This window comes from Pontibacter amylolyticus, from assembly GCF_014638845.1.
Classification (GTDB): domain Bacteria; phylum Bacteroidota; class Bacteroidia; order Cytophagales; family Hymenobacteraceae; genus Pontibacter; species Pontibacter amylolyticus.
On the sequence record NZ_BMFP01000004.1, the window covers coordinates 274,029 to 296,094 of the forward strand.

Sequence of the window (22,066 nt, forward strand, 5' to 3'; positions counted from 1 at the left end):
AAATATAAAGAAAAAGTATTACCTAAACCTACTCTTAGGCAGGGCACGACTGGCTACTTGCTGCATCGCCTCCGTTCGGACTCACTCGCCAAATACTTCGTACCGACCTTGGCAGGCGCACAGGTATAATAAGTTAAGTCATGCGTGAGCCACAGTTTGACCCACGCATGAATGGTTTTAGTTGAACACTTCCTCGATGCTACCGCATTCTAGCATGCTCTCGCCAAAGTATGGGTTACGGATTTCCCCATCAGCGCTCAGCCAGTAGGCACCTTGGTTGTTGTTGGCCATGGGGCAGTGCTGGTAGAATAAAGTAGCGGTGGAAGCACCAAAGGCTTTGGTCAGGGCAAAACTAGCTTCAGAAAGCAACTCTAACTGACCACGCTGCACCGCCAGATCAGCTGCCTCTGCCATTTTGGAAGCGCTTTGTTTGACCTCTGCTATTCTTTCTTCCACAAAGGCTTTTTGTTCTCCTGCCAGTCCTGCCGCATCTACTTTTTCAGCTGCAGCCAGCAGCGTTTTGGCTTCATCCTGCGCTTGCTGAGCATCAGAAGCAACCAGGTTGTCTTTCAGCTTCAGGAAGCTGTCCAACACTGCAGCAATTTGCTCTTTTACAGGTGCTGCTACAGCTGTGTAGTCCGGAGCCTCTACTACTAGTGAGTTACTAGCAGGCATTTCATCACCATGTGCCATGCCTTCATGGTGTTCGTGGCTTTCTGTTTCGGTTGCAGAGGTTTCTTGTTTCGCCTCTGAACAGGAGGTAAACAGAAATGCTGCCAGGGCGGCGGCGATTAGGGGTTGTTTCATCGTTGGTTCGGTTAATTGTTTATGTAAGGATTTAATTTAAATTCAACTGGACTTCAAGAAAGCAGTCAGACAAACAGTGAGCAGAACGTTACAACCAGTTCCGGTATTCTCCTTTTGCTTCCATGCTACTGCATGTACTTCCGGTAATTTTCTTCAGAGGCAAAGTAGAGCACATCGCCGTTGGCGCCGCCGGGTTTCAGGGCGATGAAGGCCAGCGACTTGTCCACCTCCTCCCCGGTCACCGGATCGACGGCATGGCGTACTTTCCGCTGCTGCTGGATGGTGTTTACGCACATTTCGCAGCAGCCGTAGTACATTTTGTTTTCGAATGGTACAGGGAACTGCTTTTTACCCATATAGGCGTTGTTGACCATGCAAACCAGGTCTTTGGGCAGGCCCTCCCTGGTCATCAGCTCTTCCGCGGAAGGATCAGCCTGTGTTTGGGCAGTGGCGACCGGTATGTGGTTTGCGTGGGGGACGGGTGCCGCTGCAGTCGGTTGGGCCGCGGCGGCGGCCTGGGTCTCGGCGGTCTTTTCTGAAGTGCACGATGCCAGCAGGACTGCTGACAAGGCTGCGGTATACAGCAGGTTCTTTTTCATGGACAAGGAAATAAATTAAGTTGTAAACTGTTCAAACAGCACCAGCCCGAGGGCCAGCAGTAGAGCCAGGTAGAGCAGCCGCTTCGGCCAGCTGTTCTTTTTTTCAGGCGCTTGCTCATCGCCGGTTCTGCAACATTCCTTCATCGTATACTTAGTGCTGATGGCCGGCCATCGGGTCAGCCCCCTGCTTCAAAACAAACTCGCTGTACAGAAGGTAGGCCCCGCTCACCACGACCCTGTCGTTTTCCTTTAAGCCGGAAAGAATGGCCACGCTGTCGGCGCTCGCTGCGCCCAGTTTTACCATTTGGGCTTTGAAGGTATCCTTGCCCGACTGCACCCACACATGGCTGCCTTTGCTGTCCCGGAGCACCGCATCGGTTGGCAGGGTAAGGGACTTGCCGCTGGGGTTGCGCAGGATAACGCTTGCCTGCATGCCCGGCAGGTATTGCTGGTTGGGGTTAGGGAGTTCGGCGCGAAGGGTGGCCACCTGGCTACCTGCCTTGAACTCCGGACTGATGAAGGTCACTGTTGCGGAGACGGGCGTTTGACTGAAGCCTTCGACCGCGACTTTCAATGCATCGCCTTCATTTACACGGGCAAGCTCCTGGGGATACACTTCGGCTTCTACCCAGATTTTGTCGAGCCTGCCCAGGCGGTACAGAATCCCTCCCTCCGCCACGTACTGGCCTTCGGCTGCTGCGACTTCGGTCACCACACCGCTAACGGGGGCGACAAACGTGATACGCGGGCTCACCTGCCCGGAACTAGCCAGACGTTGAATTTGCGCCTCTGTCAGTCCGTATAGCAGGAGCTTCTTTTTGGCGGCTTCCAGAAAGGAAGTGAAACGCGGGTTTTCTTGCCCCAGCTCCTGGTTTTGCCGGAGCGCCAGCAGGTATTCGCGTTGCAGCGTCAGCAGCTCTTCCGAGTACAGCTCGTAAAGCGGCTGTCCTTTTTTTATAGGCTGGCCGCTTTCTTTCAGGTATAGCTTCTCGATGCGGCCGGCGGCGCGGCTGCTCACCACATCGGTCTGCGTTTCGTCGAGCACCAGTTTGCCGGTAAGGATCGCGTTGCTCCCCACGGAGCCAAACTTGATGCGTTTGGTTTTGATGTTGCCCAGGGCAATCTGGCTTTGGCTCAGCATCAGTTCCCCGTTTTCCTTACCCGTCTGTGACACCGGCACCAGGTCCATGAAGCAGATAGGGCAGGTACCGGGCTCGTTCTGAACGATCTGCGGGTGCATCGGGCAGGTATAGGTTGCTGATTCGCCATCAGCATGCGTTTTTTCCTCCACCGAACAGGCAGCTACAAGTATAGCTGTCAGCAGGAAGAGTATGTTCAAATATCGTCTCATGGGTCTCTTTAATTATTAACCTTGATAAAGCTTTCACTGTCGACCAGGAACTGGGCGTTGGTGGCGATCACATCGGTTCGCTCCAGGCCAGCCGTGACCTGGATCTCATGGCCTGCGCGAGCGCCGGTGGTCACTGTAACCGGTTCGAAGACACCGTTCATTTTCCGGAAGGCCACCGTTTTGGTGCCGATGTCCAGCACCGCCGCCTGGGGTACCCACAGGGCGGGGGCCGTGTCGACACGGGCTGTTGCGGTCACCAGTTGCCCTGCCATCGCCAGTTTTGCATTACCGGGCAGGTATACCCGCACTTTGGCAAAGCTTTCCCCCTCGTCGAAGAACGGCTGAAAGAAATCCACCTTGCCATCAAGCTGCTCACCTGGGATTTGTGGGAAAGAGATCTTCACCGGCGTGCCCTTTGACAGGGTCTGTAGCTCGCCGGCAGGCACATTAAACTCGGCCCACAGTTGCTCGGCATTCACCACCTGCACCAGCGGCTGCCCTACGCTCACATACATGCCTTCGCGCAGCTGGATAGCCTGTCCGGCTGGATTAGTTGAAGCCCCGGAAGGAGGTGTCGGGGCTGCAGCGCCGCCTCCGCCCATGGCGTCCATGCCGCCACCGGAGCCGGCTGCAGGGGTAGCTGCGGCCATACCGGTAGAAGCAGCCGGAGAAGCGGTATTGAGATCAATTACGTAGCCGTCATAGGGGCTGTAGAGCGTGAAGGTATAGCTTTCCTCGCCCTTGCGGATAAGGCGGTTTATCTGCTCGTCGGTGGCCCCGAGGTACTGCAGTTTTTGCCTGGCGGATGAAATCAACTGCTGATCTTCAGGTGAAGCCTTCACCAGGTAGAGCAGTTCGCGCTGCGCCGTGATCAGGTCCGGGCTGTACACCTCCATCAGCTTCTGCCCCTTGCGGATCGGCTGGAAATTGTATTTGACAAACAGCTTTTCGATGCGGCCGGCCACGCGGGCGGGGACTGTGTAAACGCGCCGCGGGTCATAGGTGATGATGCCGTCCAGCTGCACGGTGGTCTGTGTCGCCTTCTGCGCGGGCTTTGTCGTGGTGATACTGGCTACCACCGTGCCAGTCGTCGGTTTCAGCAGAAACGCCAGGTCCTCGGTAATTTCAACGCCTTCGCCATGTACGGTTTTGGGGACTAAATCCATGCCGCACACAGGGCAGGTGCCGGGCTTGTTCTGCACAATCTGCGGGTGCATCGGGCAGGTATACTCCGTTTCACCCTGTGCATGTGTTTTTTCCTCCACCGAGCAGGCAGCTACCAGCAGCGCTGTCAACAGGAAGAGTATGTTCAAATATCGTCTCATGTTTGATTTTGAGTGAGTGATCGAGTGGCTGTGTGTCAAGGTTTGAATCGAATCCTTTGCCCAGTCACTCGACCGCAATTTATTTCTCGATTTCTTTTTCATAGCTCACCGACATCTGGTAGAGCGACTGCAGCAGCTTGAGATACTCCATCTGCGCCATGTTGAGGGCTTCCCAGGCATCGATCACCAGGGGCAGCTCCTCACTGTTCTGCTCATAGGCCAGCAGGGTCACATCGTAGTTCTTCTTCAGCGCCGGGAGGATCCTGCTGTTGTAATTTTCAACCTGCTCCCGCATCGTATTCAGCTCCAGGGCCATGGTTCGCGCCATCCCTTGCGCCTCGTTGAGCATGGCTTCCCGCTCACGCTGCATGGCCTGTATTTCCAGGTTCATGGCCTTGGTGTTGGCCTTGTACATCTTCGACGACCAGGGGGCGATCGGGATCGAGACCATGCCCATGGCCGTGTACTGCTGCGGCATCATGTTGTCGCGCGGGTACATGTGGTCGAAGCGCAGGCTGAAATCCGGCAGGCGTTCCTTCTTTTCCATCTCCACGTTCAGTTGCATCGACTGGATGGTTCGGTCGAGCTGGCGGATGTCGCTGCGGGCCCCGCTCAGGTAGCTCGTATCAATGGCGGGGACAGCCGGTGCAGGTACGGCTACGGTGGTATCGATTTTATACTTCTGGTCTTTGGGCAGGTTCATCAGGATGTTGAGCTGCACGTTCTGCTGCTCGATCTGCGAAGCCGTCATCACCTGCATGTTCTTTACCTCGTGCAGCCTGGCCTCGGCTTTGTAAACGCCACCCAGCTTGCCCTGGCTGTAGGGGTAGCGGAGGCGGGCCAGCTTGAGCATGTATTCCATGATCCGCTCGTTGTCTTTGAGAACATCCAGCTGTTTTTCCAGCACCACCCAATTGTAGTAGGCCGTTTTGGCCTGCGCCCGCAGCTCGTTGAAGGTCACATCCTTCGCCGCCTGCTCGACGCCTGCTCTTGACTTCATGTATTTCTCCTTGGCGCGAAGCTTTACCGGGTTGGGTATGTCCTGCTCTGCCGATATCATCCAGGCGCCTTTATCACGCTCATCCATGATCTCGGCCCCTGGGTAGGGGGCCATGAACACACCGCCGCCTACCATGGGCGCCATCCAGCTCTTTGCGCCTTCAGCGTAGGCATCCATCGCCTTTGCCTTATAGTTGTACTGTTGCAGCATGGGGTTATTGTTGCTGATGCGCTGCAGTACGCTGTCTAAGTTGATGGTGTGTTGCTGCTGGGCCAGCACCGGGGTGCCAGCCAGCAACACAAACACAAACAACCAATTTATTTTATTAATGCTTAACATCGTATATCTCTAATTTGCCGTGCTTCTTTAACTCATACTCTTTCGTCATTTCAAACACCACCGGGGTTACCAGCAGGATGTGGATGGAAGAGGTAAGAACCCCTCCGATCAGCGGCAGCACGATCGGGAGCATGACGTCAGTGCCCACACCGGTTGCCCAAAGGACCGGTATCAGGCCAAACAGTGATACCGACACGGTCATGATCTTGGGACGAAGGCGCTTTACCGCTCCTTTGAACACGTAGTCCCGGATGTCCTGCTTGGTAATCGTCTCGCTGCTGTTGCCTTTCAGTGCCACCAGCTCATGCATCGCCTCGTTCAGGTACACCACCATCAGCATACCCGTTTCAATGGCCATACCAAACAAGGCGATAAAGCCTACTGCCACTGCTACCGATAAGTTCACACCGTAGAAGTAGACAATGAATACCCCGCCGATCAGGGCAAACGGGATGGTGATCAGGCTGAAAAAGGCTTCTTTCAAGGAGTTGAAAGAGAAGTATAAAATAAAGAAGATGATGAGAACCACCAGCGGAAGTATGATTTGCAGGGTCTGGTTGGCGCGCACCTGGTTTTCCCACTGCCCGCTCCACTCCAGGTAATAGCCGTTGGGCAGACCGGTCACTTCTGTATTTATCTTCTCAATGGCTTCCTTCACAGTGCTGCCCAGGTCGCGGTCGCGCACGTTGAAGAGCACGGCCCCGCGCAGCTGCGCATTCTCGGAATTGATCATAGGAGGCCCTTCGGTGAAACGCACCGTGGCAACCGAAGAAAGCGGGATGGAACCTGCCGAAGCCGTCTGGACGGGGATGCGCTCAATCCGCTCCACGCTGTTGCGGTATTCCTGTGCCAGGCGCACGTTAATGGAGAAGCGCTGGCGCCCTTCAATGGTATTATCTATTGGTGCGCCACCCAATGCCGATTCCACGATCATGTTCACATCGTCTACGGTCAGGCCATAGCGGCTGAGGGCTTCCCGATTGATGTCTATTTCCAGGTATTTGCCGCCTGTGATCGGCTCAACGAACAGGTCATTTACGCCTTCGACATCACGCAAGGCAGCCCGCACTTTTTCCGATACCGACGCGATGGAGTCCAGGTTCTGGCCATACACTTTCACGCCCACGTCGGTCCGGATGCCGGTAGCCAGCATGTTGATGCGGTTGATGATGGGCATGGTCCACCCATTCACCACACCCGGGATCTGTAGCTTGCTGTCGAGTTCCCGGATGATATCCTGTTTGGTGATGCCTTCGCGCCATTCCGACCGTGGTTTGAGCATAATGATCGTTTCGATCATGCTGATCGGGGAGTTGTCGGTGGCCGTACTGGCGCGGCCCGCTTTGCCCAACACACTCTCCACTTCAGGCACCGATTTGATGATCTTGTCCTGCACCTGCAGGATGCGCTTGGCCTCAGCGTTGGAAATGTCAGGCAGTGTTACCGGCATGAACAGGATAGAGCCTTCGTCCAGCGGCGGCATAAACTCGGTGCCCAGGCTCATGAGCATGGGGATGGAAACCAACAAGGCCAGGATGTTGACCCCGATGGTGGTTTTACGCCACTTCAGGCACCACTTCAGCACCGGTCCGTACACCCATTCCAACGCCCTGTTGATCGGGTTGGCGCTCTCTTCTTTAAACTTCCCTTTCAGGAAAAAGGAGATGAGCACTGGTGTCAGCGTGATGGCCACGATGGCGTCCACGATGAGGATAAATGTTTTTGTCCAGGCCAGCGGGCCGAACAGCTTGCCTTCCTGGCCGGTGAGCAGGAATACCGGCAGGAAAGAGGTGATGACGATTACGGTACTCCAGAACACGCTGGGCCCCACCTGCTTGGCAGCCTTCTCGATGATCCGGATTCTATCTTCTTTTGATAATTTCATGTTGAGTTTCTTCTTGAAAGACTACAGTTAATCCTCCCATGGTTTGCCCTTGCTCGCGTCAGCCAGATGGCGGTAGGAGTTTTCTACCATCACAATCGCATCGTCCACGATCACACCGATGGAAAGGGCAATGCCGGTAAGCGACATGATGTTGGAAGAGATACCGAAGGCGTTGAGCAGTATAAAGCCAATGGCGACTGACAGGGGCAGCTGAATCATGATGACCAGTGCACTGCGCCAGTGGAAGAGGAACAGAAACACAATCACGGAGGCTACCAGCATCTCTTCGATCAGGGTCTTTTTGATGGAGTCCACCGATTCGTTGATCAGGCCGCTGCGGTCGTAAACGATGTTGAACTTCACGCCCTCGGGGAGGCCTTTGGCGACCTCTTCCATCTTCACTTTCACGAGGTCGATCACTTCTTCGGCATTTTCGCCGTAGCGCATCACCACAATGCCGCCCACCGCTTCGCCCTCGCCGTTCACGTCGAAAATGCCCAGGCGGCTTTCCCCCGTCATCTGCACCGAGGCCACATCGCGCACCCGCACCGGTATGGAGTTGTTGGTGGCGATGGCAAGGTTCTGGATCTCTTCTGTAGATTGCAGGTAGCCTGTGGTTTTGATGATATAGCCGATGTCGGATAGTTCGAACTTACGGCCACCGGCTTCGTTATTATTGGCGCGGATGGCCTGGATAACCTGCGGCACCGAGAGTTTATAGTAGGTAAGTTTATTAGGATCCAGCGTGATCTGGTATTGCCTCTGGAAACCGCCAAAGGAGGCCACCTCGCTGACGCCTTTCACGTTCTGTAGCGCAAACTTCACATACCAGTCCTGTACGGCGCGTTGCTCTCCCAGGTCCATGCCCGGGGCATCCAGGGTGTACCACAGGATATGGCCCACGCCGGTACCGTCCGGGCCCAGGGTAGGGGTGACGTCTTCCGGCAGCATGTTGCCAACGGAGTTAAGGCGCTCCAGCACGCGGGTCCTTGCCCAGTATACATCTGTTTCGTCTTCAAAGATGACGTAAATAAAGCTCATGCCGAACATGGAGCTGCCCCGTACATACTTTACCTGGGGCAAACCCTGCAGGTTGGTAACAAGCGGGTAGGTGATCTGGTCTTCGATGATCTGTGGGCTGCGACCCATCCATTCGGTAAAAACGATCACCTGGTTTTCAGACAAGTCCGGGATGGCATCCACCTTGTTTGTCTGCACGGAATACAAGCCCCATCCGAATAGTACCGCCGAGATGAGCAGGACGATATAACGGTTACGGAGCGAAAGGGAAATTAATTTCGCAATCATGTAAGTAGAAAATAAACCTTAACAGGAATTTGAGCAGCCACTGGGTTGTGGCAAGTAGAAGGTGAGGCCAAAGCCCATAGGAAGACCAGTCCGGTCCTTCAGGAGAAGACACGGCTGCGCCAGCCAAAGCGTGGCATCACAGGAGCCTGAAAGGTTATAGCAGGAATGATTGCACCAGCACCGGGATGTCGCGGGCAATCGGGGGGGATTTATACAGCGCGTAGGCAGAGGCTTGTTCTGCTTCAGGGGCAAATAGCTGAAGTATAACCACTTTAAAAGCGGCTGCAAATCTCAGGTCAGGACTTTTGGTAAGCAGCTGCGCGGTGGAATCGGAGGCGGCATCAGCCTGCTCCAGGAGGAGCGTGTGGTCATCGCAGCAGGCGGATGCAGCATTGCCTGGGGCAGGCTCGTTGTGGCAGGATGGCAGTTTCTGTTGCGGCTGTTCCATCGGGCAATCGGCATCAGCGCCAAAGAAAGAAAGATCATGTAATTCGCCTTCACACAAATGCATGCCCACCGAGATGCCGGTCGAAGAGACAAGCACCACGAAGGTCAGGATAAGTAGGATCAGGTGACGGATCAGCTTCATAGTGTGACTTAAACTTTTGCAAAGATAAAACATGTGTAGCAGAGTTTGTTACATAAATAGCGGAATGTTTTATAAATTCATTGCAAAACAACCCATCAGGCGTATGATGGTGCCAACGGATCACAATTTAAATAAGAACCAGTGTGAGGTTTCAAAAAACAGAAAAATGCTTAGCTTCTCCTTTTTGTTTAATTCTGCTTGAAGATTATGTACTCTACTGTGTGTTGTATCTCTATGATACGTTGGTAGATGGAATCCTTCTGGCTTAATTGTGGGATAACTCATTCCGACTGAAACCAAGCCCTTGACAACCATCCTGTAAAACCTGCAGCACTCAGATTGAATTCTATAACAGCCGGGGCAGGACGAAGATACAATTTTCCGGAGTGCAGAATCTTTCTTGGAGGCATACAGTGCGGATGATCAGGCAGAACCTGTTCCGGGCCTTCATCCACAATCTAATAGGCATTTCCATCAGGGCTGGGGTACTCACCCGCTACAAGGCTTCCTGCTAAATCCGATGGTAGTAGGAGTAGCCATGATATTGAGGTCTGCGTCAGTGATGACCAACAGTTTGCAGCTAAAGGCGCAGAAAATATAGAGGTGCAAGATAAATATGTTAAAAATAAGAAGGATTGTGTAACAGACCACCCTCAGGCAGGTGCTGTTTTTGTAGTGATAAAAATAAAGTAAGAAAGCTAGCTATACAAAAGGATGAAGCAGCTACAGTTTAAATCCAATATCAATTGCGGAGGCTGTGTTTCAAAAATAACCCCTGTGCTCAAAGACAACGAGTGGAGCGTGGATAATAAAGTGTTAACCGTGAAAACAGATTCTCTCTGCCAGTCAAATCATTGTTACGGTAGAGGAGGCCGGTTTTAAGGCACAAGCTCTTTAGTGTTGTAGTCCAGAAGTGGACCAAAGAAAAACAATGCCAGCGATCGTAAGTATTAGAGACAACTCCTGTAATGAACATGAGATTGTAAGTAACGCTAACATTCAAGAAGAAGCTACTTATGCAGTAGCTTCTTCTTGAATGTTATAAAGACAACACTACGGTTTAAGTTTTAAAGCTCACCGGTAAAGACTACAACACAAACAGTAAACTACACCATGGTGGCTGCAGGTATATGCCTTATCTTTGTCCCAAGAATGGGCAATGCCAGGCTCAGCCTGGAGATTTATGACAGTTGTGAACGGTTGATTGGAGTCTATTGTCGAGTTCTTTCCCTATAAATTGTGAATAGCTTTTTAACCATATTGTTTAGTATCCTCTACGTCACGGCTTCCAGCGGGGCGGCCTTCCAATTGCAGTTCTGCAAGGGGCAGGTGGTGGATATGAAGCTATGGTCGGATGAAGAAGGTGGTTGCGATAATGATTGCCCTACTGGTAAGCCTGAGAAAGAATGCTGCCAATATACCCAGCAGCAGCTGAAGGGCGACAGCCAGCACGACGATTTAGTTACAAGTATTTCAAAGCCTGTTTATCTGGCTGCTATTATATCGTATCCAACACAGGATGTTCCCTCTTCCTTATCATCGATAGTAGTAGAGTATCCCAAAAGCAACGGACCACCTCTGGCAGGTAAGATTGCGCTCTACATCAAAAACTGCGTTTTCAGAATTTAGATCATTCCCCTCTTTAGACTCAAGCCTCGTTCCAGCAGGCTTAGCCATTACCGATACACTTTGAAAGCTACCATAGCTTAAAAACCTGTGCCCTTACTTGCTCTAGTTTGTGCACAACGCCTATCGTTAATGGCCATTAACCGACTGCTCTTCTCATGCCCATGTGTGCCAGGTTGAAGCAGTAAATCCAACCTTATTTTTTTAACCAATGCGAGTAGAACGTATGACGCTCTTACTCTGCCTCCTGCTGTCCGTTCCGGCGTTTTCCCAAACGCTGACGCTGCAGGATGCAGTCGATAGGGCCTTGAATAACTATGGCTCCATAAAAGCCAGAGAAAAATATCAGCAAGCATCAGAGGCAACCGTTCAGGAACGGAAAAAGGATTACCTGCCCGATGTCAGACTTTCGGGCCAGCAAAGCTACGGAACAATAAATGGCCAGCATGGCCCCCTGTATGGGTTTGGCGGATTAGGCGTTGCTTCCACCGCGCTGCCGCTCCCCGAGCAGGATTGGAACGCCGCCTTCGGCGCGCTATACCTGGCAAACGTCAACTGGGATTTCTTCAGTTTCGGGCGGGTAAAAAGCTCAATCAATGTAGCACAGTCTGAAGCGGCTGTGAGCCAGCAGGCGCTGGAGCAGGAGCAGTTTGAGCACCAGGTGAAAGTAGCTGCTGCTTACCTCAACCTACTCACAGCCCAAAGGATAGCCTATACCAAAGCGGAGAACCTCAAGCGGGCGCAGGTATTTAAATCCACTGCCGCTGTGTTGGCCAGGAGCGGGTTGATTGCAGGCGTCGATTCTTCCCTGGCCAACGCGGAAGTTTCCAATGCCCGGATTGAGCTGCTGAAAGCGCGGGATATGGAACTGGAAAAGTCCAAAACCCTGGCTGTGCTGATGGGCGTGCCTTATGCCGAGTTTATACTGGATTCGACGTTTGTTACCCGTATACCTGCCGCTATAACGACGGAAGCAGCTCCCGTCGAAAACACACATCCCACTCTAAAACTGCAGTTAAACCGCATTGCCAGGAGCGACGCCGAAGCAAATCTATACCGCAAAATGGCTTACCCGACATTCTCCTTATTTGGGATCGTACAGGGGAGAGGCTCCGGGTTTCAGTCCATTTATCCGCAGGACCAGACTGCTTTTTCCAATAACTATTTCGACGGGGTGGGCATTGGCCGGGGAAACTACCTGGCAGGTATCGGGCTATACTGGAACCTGACCTCCATCTCGCGCCTCAACTCCCGGGTCAAATCGCAAGAGCTGCGGTCCCAAGCGTTGAAGGATGAGTTTGATGTGGCTTACCAGGAGTTGGAGGCACAGGCAAGGCTGGCCGATGCCAAGATAGCCAATGCCCTGGAAAGTTACCGGGAGGCACCGGTACAGGTGAAAGCCGCGTCTGACGCTTACAGGCAGCATACCGCCTTGTACAAGAACGGCCTGACAACGATTGTGGACGTGACGCAATCCCTCTACACGCTCAGCCGGGCGGAGGCAGAAAACGAGATTGCCTATGCCAATGTCTGGCAGTCTCTTTTGCTGAAAGCTGCCGCTACCGGTGATTTTAATCTTTTCATGGACGAAGTTAAATCTGAATAACGATGAATTTAATACGAAGCGCCTTACGTAAACCCATCTCCGTGCTGGTGATGGTGGTGGGCCTGCTTTTCTTCGGGGTGCAGGCTACCCGCGATGTAAAAGTGGACCTGCTGCCGGAAATGAAGATGCCCGTGGTTTACATTGCCCATTCCTTTTATGGGTATACGCCCAAACAGATGGAGTCCTACTTCACAAAAATGTACGTGAACATGCTCCTGTTCACCAACGGTATCAAGGACATCCAATCAAAGAACTCGCAGGGCCTGACCCTGATGAAAGTCACCTTTCATGAGGATACGAACATGGCCTCTGCCATTGCCGAGATAAACGCCCTCTCCAACAGGTCGCAGGTGTTCCTGCCGCCGGGTGCGCCGCCGCCCTTCATCATCCGATTCGATGCTTCTTCGCAGCCGGTGGGGCAGCTGGTCTTCACCAGCCCTGTCAAGAACAACAACCAGCTGCAGGATGTGGCCAACTTTGCGGCCCGCCCGTTTCTGATTTCCATTCCGGGTATACAAACCGCGCCGCCATTCGGGGGAAGCCCGCGCACGATAGAGATCAACATCGACCCCGAACTGATCCGCGCCCATAACCTGACGCCTGACCAGATCGTGGAGGCGATCAGCAGCAACAATATCACAGCCCCCTCAGGTAACGCCACCATCGGCGACATCAACTACCTGATACCCACTAGCAATGTCATCAAGACACTGGAAGAGTTCGGCGACATCCCGTTGTTTAAGGGCAGCGTGGAGAACCTATACTTGCGGGATGTGGCCACCATCAAGGACGGCGCCGATATCACGACGAGCTACGCCCTTATCAACGGGGAACGGTCGGTTTACATCAACATCGCCAAATCCGGGGATGCCTCCACCTGGGAGGTGGTGAAGAACCTCAAGAAAAAGCTTCCTGAGATTCAGAAGAACCTGCCCGAGGATGTGAAAATCTCCTATGAGTTTGACCAGTCGGTTTATGTGATCAACGCGGTGAAGAGCCTGATAACGGAAGGGGTGCTGGGAGCCTTGCTCACGGGCCTGATGGTGCTGCTGTTCCTGGGTGACCGCCGGGCAGCCCTCATTGTGGTCCTGACCATTCCAATCTCCATCATCTCGGGGGTGCTGTTTCTAAAACTCTTCGGGCAGACCATCAACATCATGTCGTTGAGCGGGCTGGCACTGGCGGTTGGTATTTTGGTGGACGAGAGTACGGTGACAATCGAAAACATTCACCGGCACCTGGCCATGCGCAAAACCAAAGCGCAGGCTATCTGGGATGCCTGTAAGGAGATCGCCTTCCCGAAGCTGATGATCCTGTTGGTTATACTCGCTGTGTTCGCGCCTGCGTTCATGATGGCCGGTATACCGGGTGCGCTGTTTAAGCCCTTGGCCCTGGCAATTGGCTTCTCCATGATCATCTCGTTCCTGCTCTCCCAGACCTTTGTGCCTGTGATGGCCAACTGGCTGATGAAAGGACATCAACATAAAGCAGAAGCTACAAAAGCAGGCAGGTTTGAGAGGTTCCGAGACGGCTTTACGAACTTCCTGAACCGAATCCTGCCGCACCGCAAACCTATTGTCGCGGCTTACCTGGTAATTGCCTCCGGTTTAGTCGTGTTGTTTTTTGCCAATATAGGGAGCGATGTACTGCCTTCGGTCAATTCGAGCCAGTTCCAGATTCGACTCCGCGCTCCAGATGGTACGCGCATTGACCGGACAGAAGACAGAGTTAAAACGGTGCTGCGTGAGATAGAGGGAATCGTTGGCAAAGAAAAGGTTGCCATTTCGTCCGTGTTCATCGGCCAGCACCCCTCTACCTTTGCTGTGAGCCCGATTTACCTCTACAACTCCGGTCCGCACGAGGCTCTTATGCAGGTGGCGCTGAAGGACTTCAACGGCGATATAGCTGATGTGAAGGATCAGATACGCGGCCGAATAAAAGAGGTCATGCCGGATGTTAGGCTGTCTTTTGAGCCGATTGAGCTGATTGACAAAGTGCTGAGCCAGGGATCGCCCACACCGATAGAGGTTCGATTCTCGGGTATGAACAAGATGCAGAATGCCATGTATGCCAAGAAGCTGCTCGCCAAACTCAACGAAATCGATTACCTGCGTGACCAGCAGATCGCACAGTCACAAAAGTACCCGACGCTCAATATTGAGATTGACCGACAGCGGGCGGCGCAGCTTGGCGTGGATGTGCGCGACATCTCCAGGTCGCTCATCGCCTCAACGGCATCGTCGCGGTATACCAGCAAAAACATGTGGATTGACAACGGGATGATGGGCATCGCCTATGATGTGCAGGTGCAGACGCCGCTCAACAAGATGAATAGCAAGGAGGACCTGGAGAACATTCCGGTGCTGAAAAATTCCTCGCGGCCTGTTCTGAGTGATGTGGCTACCATTACGCCTGACACAACCTATGGCGAGAGTGCCAACCTGGGCACGATGGGCTTTATCACGGTGACGGCCAACCTACACAAAATGGACCTGGGCACGGCCACTAAAGACGTGCAGGCGGCCATCGCGTCGCTGGGGGAACTGCCGAGGGGGCTGACGGTAAGCCTGATCGGGACATCCAACGTCCTGACGGAAACGACCAACAGCCTGCAGAACGGCTTGCTCGTCGCGATTGTGGTCGTGTTCCTGCTGCTTGCGGCCAACTTCCAGTCCTTCAAAGTGCCTTTGGTTATCCTGACGAGTGTGCCTACCGTGCTATTCGGGGCGCTGGGGCTTCTGCTGCTGACAGGCTCTACGCTCAACCTGCAGTCCTACATGGGGATCATTATGTCCATTGGGGTTTCCCTGGCGAATGCCCTGCTGCTGGTGAGCAATGCGGAAGAGCTTCGCAAGGCGAACGGCGGAGACGCCCTGGCAGCAGCGAAGGAAGCCGCTTTCCTCCGGTTAAGGCCCATCATCATGACGAGCCTGGCCATGGTGGCCGGTATGCTGCCGATTGCCATCGGGCATGGCGAAGGCGGTGACCTGATAGCTCCGCTGGGCAGAGCGGTTATCGGGGGGCTTGTCGCTTCCACTTTTGCGGTGCTGATCTTCCTCCCATTGGTTTTTGCCTGGGTGCAGGGGAACTCTTCAACAGATTCCGTGTCGCTGGACCCGGAGGATGAAGAGAGCAAGCAGTATGTGCTTCAAACGGTTTAGTATCTAACTCACAGATTTTAAGAAAATGAAAAATATACGGTTTATTTCATCCCTTGCGTTCTATAGCACTTCCTTGCTGCTGTTGATCAGCAGCTGCACGCCCGCAGAAGTATCAGAGCATAAATCAGAGGAACCTATGATGGCTCCCAAGATGGAAACCTTCGCGCTGACAAAAGACAAATTGACTACTACCCTGTCGGTGCCGGGAGAACTTGTTGCCAACCAGGAGGTAGATATCTATGCGAAGGTGAACAGCTTTGTAAAGGTGCTGAAGGTAGACATAGGCTCTGAAGTGAAAGCGGGAGAAGTACTGATGATACTGGAAGCACCCGAGATCAGCTCCCAGCTAGTCGCTGCCAGATCCAAAATAAAATCTTTAGAGGCCACCTATATCGCCACGAAGGCAAGCTATGACCGGGTAGCGGAGGCAAGTAAAACGGAGGGCGCCGTTGCCCAGGACGCACTCGATCAGATTACTGCCCGGAAAAATTCGGACCTGGCACAGCTGGAAGCTGCCAAAGCTTCGCTGGAGGAGGTGAAGGTAATGGCGGGATATTTGGAACTGCGTGCGCCGTTCAATGGCATCATCACTGCCCGCCATGTGGATGTTGGCGCTTACGTGGGGCCATCTGGTAAGGGGTCTGCACTGCCCTTGGTTACCCTGCAGGAGCAAAAGAATCTCCGGCTCATTGTCTCTGTCCCCGAAGCCCATCTGCCATACCTTAATACTACAAATCCGGTAAGCTTTACTGTCAGGTCGCAACCACAAGCCTCCTATAGCGGCGTGATCAAACGTCAGGCGGGAGCCCTAGATGCCAAGCTGCGCTCAGAGCGTATAGAACTGGATATCCCAAACCCGGACAGGGCATTGCTGCCAAGAATGATAGCGGATGTAAAGATTCTGCTTTCACTCAAGGATAGTACATTTGTTGTTCCTGAAATGGCACTCGTTGACTCTGATGAAGGCATTTACGTGCTGAAGGTGGTGTCAGGCAAAGTGACCAGATTGCCTGTGCGAAGAGGCCGGAAATTCGATGGGAAAGTTGAAGTATTCGGCGAATTGAAAACTGGGGATAGGCTGATCAGCAAAGCCACCCCGCAGATAGAAGAAGGAGCTGTTGTGATGAACTAGGAAGTCAAGGGATAGCATCAAAGTGCCCAGCTTTTCTGTTCGGTGACTCTTTTGAATATTGGTTAATGTTTAGTTTGTGTTGATATGGGGCTCCTTTTGGGAGCCCTATATTTTTGATCCTCGAGTACGGACAATTTCTTAGAGCTCTTGTGTAACCTATTAAGGTACTCAATCAGGCCAAAGGATGGTAATGGTAGTTGTTACTGATTCCGGGTTTGCATGACTCAGGTTTTATCCTATCCTCGTTTTCTCATTCATAGAAGATTATCAGGCTATAGTGTCAAGCGGGCAATGCTTGTGATTTTTGCCTTTGTCAGGTGTTACCATCTCTCGGATGGTAGAATTTGTGGTCGGAGAGCACAGAAGTCCAGTGAATTGGACTTTTTGTCCCGCACATAAGGCAGAACAGAGCCTTATCTTTGTGATGCAATTTTATTGATACAGAGAGACTTGAGAGTGTGTGAAATTCTTCCTTGCAGGTAATAATGAGCCAAATGCCGGGAGAGGGCTGACCTTTTTCAGCCAATGCTTTAAAAGCTCCTATGATTCATTAATAAACAGAGAAGCTGGATGGTAATCTATTAGATCATTGTTCGGTGTTGAATATGCTTATGTCTGCAGCTATACCAATTTATGATATTGGCTCACTATCATCGGATAGGCTTGGGGAGGAGGAAATTATAGTAAGCAGGCTAAGCCATTACCTTGTAACCCATCCAAATTTAAAATTCCCTCATCGCCATTCCTTCTATCACCTGGTGCTCTTTACGAAGGGAGAGGGAACCTACGAGATAGACTTTGTAAAATGCACGGTTTCGCCCTCACAAATGTATTTTATGGTGCCAGGGCAGGTGCATTCCTGGGACCTTACGGGAGATAATGATGGCTATATTATAAACTTCTCCAGTAGTTTTTTCCACTCTTTTTTACTTTCGCCGGAGTACCTCAAACAGTTTTCTTTCCTAGCAGGTATAGTGGATGGGTCCATTATTACTCTGCCTGAAAATCTCCGGCAGGAAATCACCGCTGTGTTTGAGTCAATTATAGAGGAAGCACAGCTAAAGCACCGTGTCAACAGGGACATGATACGGGTTCTGCTGCTGCGGATTTTCCTTACTATAAACAAGCATCTGGGCAGTAGGCCAGAACAGAAGGTGACCGGCTCCAAAGTGATCCTTATTCGGAATTTTCAGAACCTGGTGGAGCAACATTTTCACCGCCTCAGGCTTCCCAGAGACTATGCGACTTTGCTTTACATTACTCCTAACCACTTGAACGCCTTAAGTAAAGACATTCTGGGTAAACCCGCAGGTGAAGTGATAAGGGAGAGGGTGCTGCTGGAGGCAAAGCGGCGGCTGATCGATTTTGATCTTACCATCTCTGAGGTAGCCTTCCAACTCGGGTTTAATGACAATTCATACTTTACGAAGTTCTTTAAAAAGTATGGAGGGATTACGCCTGAGGAGTTCAGGGAAAAGCACAGCTAAACAGCACTTGAGCTAGATTTATTACCTGTGGTCTTTTACTAAAAAGTTTCCTTCGGCGACTTTAAAGGCTTTATGTAGACCAGGTAACCAGCATTTTTTTAAGGAAGACTGACAAACCTGTAAAGACACACAGGACGTACCCATTTTTTCATTTGATTTGGTCGGCAATGGTAATATAGCCTGTGTACTGGGCGTCAACGGCTGTCAGCACGATCGTTTCCACGATACCCTCCAGGCTTTGGTCATAGGCGATGTTGAACTTCCGCAGCAGCTTGCTGTTGCCTGCCAGCACCTGCCTGCCAAAACCGTCTCACCTTTCATTTTGGGGCCAAAAGCCTAAATACTAACTCTTTTGTAATTACTGTTTAAAACAGATAATTTGTGCTGACTTCAAAAAGGACAGCGTAGAATAATCCTTTGTTTGTGTACCCCCCTCTAAGCCTGTTAACTTGCTCAGGTGAGTAAACAAGGCAATGATAGTCGAAATCTGGTCTTGCAGCCCTGCCAGTAGAGCCTGTTATTGTACAATTGAAAAGTTGTGAAGAAAGTCAGTTAATAGATGCCGGCAAGTATCAAATCGTGTTACAGTGCCGTCAGGGCGAGCCGGGTTTGCTTTGATGGGCACATGAGCGAACCGGTTATGAAAATGTGCCCCAGGCTGTGTTTGGACACCATTGTCATGACCAAAGCCTGCACGTGTACCGTAATTACGAGGCGGTGGCTGCTTTAGATGTATACCAATAATAGGAATACACAGTAGATGCTGAAGATTTGGCACATGCTTGCAGCCTGCTAAAAGCGACCACATGTACATAAGACGGCTGTCAGCTTCATCCGGGTTTACAATCCTCATATTTCTGTCAGTATCGAACGGGTAAGGAAGTAGGCAAGTCTTACTTAAATGCTTTTGTTCGATTCATCTGCCTTTCTTTATCACCTAAAAAGAAGACATAATTAAAGCATAGCATAAACTATTTGTATCTTTTTTATATTAATCGTAATATTGCAATAAAACGATTAGAAATTATGGGATTGACGAAAACTGAAAACTACACGGAGGCGCAAAACAAGACTGCCCTCCTGCTCAAGGCGTTGGGGCATCCAGCGAGAGTTGCCATCATCGAACACCTGCTCAAAGCCAAATCCTGCGTGTGCGGTGACATCGTGAGCGAACTGCCGCTGGCGCAGGCAACAGTGTCGCAGCACCTGAAAGAACTCAAGAACGCTGGCATCATCAAAGGCACGGTGGAGGGCAACGCAATCTGCTACTGCCTGGACGAAAGAGCATTCGAGTACCTGAACGGCTACTTTGCTGCCCTGCTGGATGGCGTCAGAAGCCAGAACACTGCCTGTTGCTAAACAAGAGGACACACGATTAATAGTTAAACATACAATAGCATGAAACTGTCAGAAGTAAAGCATATCCTGCAAACAGCCGAAGCGGTGGACTTCGAGTTGGAAAACGGCACGAAAGTGCCAGAACATTTCCACGTAACCGAGGTAGGCGTGGTGACCAAGCATTTCATTGATTGCGGTGGAACGGTGCGCACCGAGAAAGTGGCAAACTTCCAGCTATGGGATGCCAACGACTTTGACCACCGATTGAAGCCACAGAAACTGCTCAACATCATCGCCCTATCAGAGAAAGCCTTGGGCATGGAGGACCTGGACATCGAGGTGGAGTACCAAGGGGAAACCATCGGTAAGTACGACCTTGGTTATAACGGGAAGAACTTCGTGCTGCTTTCAAAGACGACCAACTGCCTCGCCCCAGACAAGTGTGGTATCCCGAAAGAGAAACTCAGAATCAACCTCAGAGAGATGCAGTCGGGCAACGCCTGCACCCCAGGAGGAGGCTGCTGCTAAGTAGCCACCACGCCCTTATACCATCTACCCAAACCACAATAGACGATGAGTAAGATAGCACTCTTCAGTGACATCCACGCCAACCTGCCTGCCTTGGAGGCGTTCTTTGCCGATGTAGACAGCAGGAAGCCAGATTTTATCTACTGCCTCGGTGACCTGGTGGGCTACAACATCTGGGCAAACGAGGTGATAGACGAAATCCGAAAGCGCAACATCCCCACCATTGCAGGCAACTACGACTTCGGCATCGGCAGGGCGAGTAATGACTGCGGCTGCGCCTACAAAACGGACGAGGAAAAAGCCAACGGTGCTGTCTCCATCTCCTTTACCAACGACATCATCAAGCCCGAGCAACGCCAGTACCTGCGGACGCTTCCTGCGCACATCAGGGTGGAGTACCAGTTGAACAAAGACAAGCTCAGCCTGCTGCTGGTGCATGGCAGCCCCAGGAAGATAAACGAGTACCTGTTTGAAGACCGAGACGAAAAGAGCCTGCTGCGCATCATGAAGGACGCTGATGCCGACATTCTGTGCTTCGGGCATACCCACAAGCCCTACCACCGCATACTGGACTCAGGTGAGGATGGCCAGCCCCACTACCGCCACGCCATCAACATCGGCTCGGTGGGCAAGCCCAAGGATGGCGACAACCGGGGCGGCTACGTGATGCTCACCATTAACGACAACTCTTCCGTGCTGGACAAGGGCAGCGTGGAAGTGGAGTTTATCCGCTTCAAATATGAATACGAGAAAGCAGCCCGAGCCATTGAGGACTGCATCCTGCCCAATGCCTACGCTGAGAATCTAAGAAAAGGCTGTTAAAAGTAAAAGTTATGAGTGCTACCAATTGTACACCTGCCCACAATCGAAAGAAACTGAGTTTTCTGGACCGCTACCTGACCCTGTGGATATTCCTTGCCATGTTTCTGGGTGTGGGCATCGGCTACTTCCTGCCCGAGTCCTCCGGGTTCATTAATTCCTTTTCAAGCGGGACGACCAATGTGCCGCTGGCCATCGGCCTTATCCTGATGATGTACCCACCGCTGGCGAAGGTGCGCTACGAGAAGATGGGGGAGGTGTTCAAGAATGTGAAGGTGCTGACGATGTCACTGCTGCTCAACTGGGTCATCGGGCCGCTGCTGATGTTCTTTCTGGCGATAGGCTTCTTTCATGACCAACCCGAGTACATGATAGGGCTGATACTGATAGGCATTGCCCGCTGTATTGCGATGGTGATGGTCTGGAACGAGCTGGCGGAGGGCAATAGGGAGTATGCCGCAGGGCTGGTGGCGCTTAACAGCGTCTTCCAGATTTTCTTCTACAGCGTGTATGCCTACCTGTTCATCTCGGTGCTGCCGCCTTATTTTGGCGTGGCCAGTTCCGAGATTAACATCACCATCGGCCAGATAGCCGAGAGCGTGCTGCTATACCTGGGCATCCCGTTCTTTGCTGGTGTAGTGAGCCGCTACGGGCTGATAAGGTGGAAAGGACTGGACTGGTTCAACAACAGGTATATCCCTTTCATCTCGCCCATCACGCTCATTGCGCTGCTGTTCACCATCATGCTGATGTTTAGCCTGAAAGGGGAGCTAATCGTGCAAATACCGTTTGACGTGGTGAAAATCGCTATTCCGCTGGTGCTCTACTTCACCATCATGTTCGTGGTCAGCTTCATCCTCGGCAAGGTGCTGGGCGCTGACTACTCCAAGAACACGGCCGTCTCCTTCACCGCCACGGGCAATAACTTTGAATTAGCCATTGCTGTTGCCATCGGTGTGTTCGGCATCAACTCCGGGCAGGCCTTCGCTGGCGTGATAGGTCCGCTGGTGGAGGTGCCTGCGCTGATACTGCTGGTGAACGTTGCCTTCTGGTTCAAACGGAGATGGTACAGCAAGGAGAAGGAACCTGTCACTTCATAGATACTGCATGAAATCGTTTATACAGGGGCTGTTCAGGTGTTTGAGCAGCCCCTGTTGTTTTGTTGA

Annotated in this window: 17 protein-coding genes and 1 pseudogene; 9 read left to right on the forward strand and 9 right to left on the reverse strand. The window is 52.1% G+C overall.

Translation table 11 applies throughout. The annotated features are described in order from the left end of the window. Window positions 1–177: 177 nt before the first annotated feature. From IEV97_RS11835 to IEV97_RS11870, 8 genes and pseudogenes are all read right to left on the reverse strand, one after another. Window positions 178–807 carry a DUF3347 domain-containing protein gene (locus IEV97_RS11835; RefSeq protein ID WP_188501701.1) on the reverse strand — a complete coding sequence of 210 codons (630 nt, stop codon included), beginning with the start codon at window positions 805–807 and terminating at the stop codon, window positions 178–180. A 125-nt stretch (window positions 808–932) separates the two neighbouring features. Further along, on the reverse strand, window positions 933–1,406 hold the full coding sequence (locus IEV97_RS11840; protein WP_188501702.1) for a hypothetical protein: 474 nt from the start codon (window positions 1,404–1,406) through the stop codon (window positions 933–935). Between the two features lie 15 nt (window positions 1,407–1,421). Continuing rightward, a complete protein-coding gene (locus tag IEV97_RS20150) occupies window positions 1,422–1,550 on the reverse strand; it encodes a hypothetical protein (RefSeq protein WP_256377517.1) in 129 nt (42 codons plus the stop codon). A gap of 7 nt (window positions 1,551–1,557) precedes the next feature. Then, on the reverse strand, window positions 1,558–2,757 hold the full coding sequence (locus IEV97_RS11845) for an efflux RND transporter periplasmic adaptor subunit (RefSeq protein WP_188501703.1): 1,200 nt from the start codon (window positions 2,755–2,757) through the stop codon (window positions 1,558–1,560). Between the two features lie 8 nt (window positions 2,758–2,765). Continuing rightward, window positions 2,766–4,082 (reverse strand): heavy metal-binding domain-containing protein, encoded by a 1,317-nt coding sequence (locus IEV97_RS11850; RefSeq protein WP_188501704.1) that lies wholly within the window; start codon window positions 4,080–4,082, stop codon window positions 2,766–2,768. 79 nt (window positions 4,083–4,161) lie between these two features. Then, a complete protein-coding gene (locus IEV97_RS11855) occupies window positions 4,162–5,421 on the reverse strand; it encodes a TolC family protein (protein ID WP_188501705.1) in 1,260 nt (419 codons plus the stop codon). Next, a pseudogene (locus IEV97_RS20230) lies at window positions 5,408–8,614 on the reverse strand (efflux RND transporter permease subunit). Before IEV97_RS20230 ends, IEV97_RS11855 begins: the two are co-directional and overlap by 14 nt. 154 nt (window positions 8,615–8,768) lie before the next feature. After that, window positions 8,769–9,203, reverse strand: coding sequence for an HYC_CC_PP family protein (locus tag IEV97_RS11870; RefSeq protein ID WP_188501708.1), 435 nt, complete (start codon window positions 9,201–9,203; stop codon window positions 8,769–8,771). Window positions 9,204–10,442: 1,239 nt separating this feature from the next. Between IEV97_RS11870 and IEV97_RS11875 the strand changes: the two genes are divergently transcribed. From IEV97_RS11875 to IEV97_RS11895, 5 genes are all read left to right on the forward strand, one after another. After that, window positions 10,443–10,832 carry an HYC_CC_PP family protein gene (locus IEV97_RS11875; RefSeq protein WP_188501709.1) on the forward strand — a complete coding sequence of 130 codons (390 nt, stop codon included), beginning with the start codon at window positions 10,443–10,445 and terminating at the stop codon, window positions 10,830–10,832. Window positions 10,833–11,040: 208 nt separating this feature from the next. Next, on the forward strand, window positions 11,041–12,435 hold the full coding sequence (locus IEV97_RS11880) for a TolC family protein (protein WP_188501710.1): 1,395 nt from the start codon (window positions 11,041–11,043) through the stop codon (window positions 12,433–12,435). A gap of 2 nt (window positions 12,436–12,437) precedes the next feature. Next, window positions 12,438–15,596, forward strand: a complete 3,159-nt coding sequence (locus tag IEV97_RS11885; protein ID WP_188501711.1) for an efflux RND transporter permease subunit — start codon at window positions 12,438–12,440, stop codon at window positions 15,594–15,596. A 136-nt stretch (window positions 15,597–15,732) separates the two neighbouring features. Further along, window positions 15,733–16,728: an efflux RND transporter periplasmic adaptor subunit gene (locus IEV97_RS11890; RefSeq protein WP_229733916.1), complete on the forward strand. Its 996-nt coding sequence runs from the start codon at window positions 15,733–15,735 to the stop codon at window positions 16,726–16,728. 611 nt (window positions 16,729–17,339) lie between these two features. Further along, window positions 17,340–18,215: an AraC family transcriptional regulator gene (locus tag IEV97_RS11895; protein WP_188501713.1), complete on the forward strand. Its 876-nt coding sequence runs from the start codon at window positions 17,340–17,342 to the stop codon at window positions 18,213–18,215. Between the two features lie 148 nt (window positions 18,216–18,363). Here the strand turns inward: IEV97_RS11895 and IEV97_RS11900 are convergent, their stop codons facing one another. Further along, on the reverse strand, window positions 18,364–18,507 hold the full coding sequence (locus IEV97_RS11900; RefSeq protein WP_188501714.1) for a hypothetical protein: 144 nt from the start codon (window positions 18,505–18,507) through the stop codon (window positions 18,364–18,366). 734 nt (window positions 18,508–19,241) lie between these two features. Between IEV97_RS11900 and IEV97_RS11905 the strand changes: the two genes are divergently transcribed. Genes IEV97_RS11905 through arsB form a run of 4 tightly spaced genes read left to right on the forward strand, consistent with a single transcriptional unit; the run spans window position 19,242 to window position 22,000 of the window. Next, window positions 19,242–19,574, forward strand: a complete 333-nt coding sequence (locus tag IEV97_RS11905; protein ID WP_188501715.1) for an ArsR/SmtB family transcription factor — start codon at window positions 19,242–19,244, stop codon at window positions 19,572–19,574. A gap of 39 nt (window positions 19,575–19,613) precedes the next feature. Then, window positions 19,614–20,081: a DUF6428 family protein gene (locus tag IEV97_RS11910; RefSeq protein ID WP_188501716.1), complete on the forward strand. Its 468-nt coding sequence runs from the start codon at window positions 19,614–19,616 to the stop codon at window positions 20,079–20,081. Window positions 20,082–20,126: 45 nt separating this feature from the next. Then, window positions 20,127–20,903 (forward strand): metallophosphoesterase family protein, encoded by a 777-nt coding sequence (locus tag IEV97_RS11915; protein ID WP_188501717.1) that lies wholly within the window; start codon window positions 20,127–20,129, stop codon window positions 20,901–20,903. A gap of 11 nt (window positions 20,904–20,914) precedes the next feature. Next, window positions 20,915–22,000, forward strand: coding sequence for an ACR3 family arsenite efflux transporter (gene arsB / locus IEV97_RS11920; protein WP_188501718.1), 1,086 nt, complete (start codon window positions 20,915–20,917; stop codon window positions 21,998–22,000). The last annotated feature ends 66 nt before the right edge of the window (window positions 22,001–22,066 follow it).

Coding starts and splice junctions, on each gene's coding strand:
- IEV97_RS11870 (WP_188501708.1), bottom strand. CDS start 9,203: ATGAAGCTGATCCGTCACCTGATCCTACTTATCCTGACCTTCGTGGTG.
- IEV97_RS11905 (WP_188501715.1), top strand. CDS start 19,242: ATGGGATTGACGAAAACTGAAAACTACACGGAGGCGCAAAACAAGACT.
- IEV97_RS11895 (WP_188501713.1), top strand. CDS start 17,340: ATGTCTGCAGCTATACCAATTTATGATATTGGCTCACTATCATCGGAT.
- IEV97_RS11915 (WP_188501717.1), top strand. CDS start 20,127: ATGAGTAAGATAGCACTCTTCAGTGACATCCACGCCAACCTGCCTGCC.
- arsB (WP_188501718.1), top strand. CDS start 20,915: ATGAGTGCTACCAATTGTACACCTGCCCACAATCGAAAGAAACTGAGT.
- IEV97_RS11885 (WP_188501711.1), top strand. CDS start 12,438: ATGAATTTAATACGAAGCGCCTTACGTAAACCCATCTCCGTGCTGGTG.
- IEV97_RS11880 (WP_188501710.1), top strand. CDS start 11,041: ATGCGAGTAGAACGTATGACGCTCTTACTCTGCCTCCTGCTGTCCGTT.
- IEV97_RS11845 (WP_188501703.1), bottom strand. CDS start 2,757: ATGAGACGATATTTGAACATACTCTTCCTGCTGACAGCTATACTTGTA.
- IEV97_RS20150 (WP_256377517.1), bottom strand. CDS start 1,550: ATGAAGGAATGTTGCAGAACCGGCGATGAGCAAGCGCCTGAAAAAAAG.
- IEV97_RS11910 (WP_188501716.1), top strand. CDS start 19,614: ATGAAACTGTCAGAAGTAAAGCATATCCTGCAAACAGCCGAAGCGGTG.
- IEV97_RS11890 (WP_229733916.1), top strand. CDS start 15,733: ATGATGGCTCCCAAGATGGAAACCTTCGCGCTGACAAAAGACAAATTG.
- IEV97_RS11840 (WP_188501702.1), bottom strand. CDS start 1,406: ATGAAAAAGAACCTGCTGTATACCGCAGCCTTGTCAGCAGTCCTGCTG.
- IEV97_RS11855 (WP_188501705.1), bottom strand. CDS start 5,421: ATGTTAAGCATTAATAAAATAAATTGGTTGTTTGTGTTTGTGTTGCTG.
- IEV97_RS11850 (WP_188501704.1), bottom strand. CDS start 4,082: ATGAGACGATATTTGAACATACTCTTCCTGTTGACAGCGCTGCTGGTA.
- IEV97_RS11835 (WP_188501701.1), bottom strand. CDS start 807: ATGAAACAACCCCTAATCGCCGCCGCCCTGGCAGCATTTCTGTTTACC.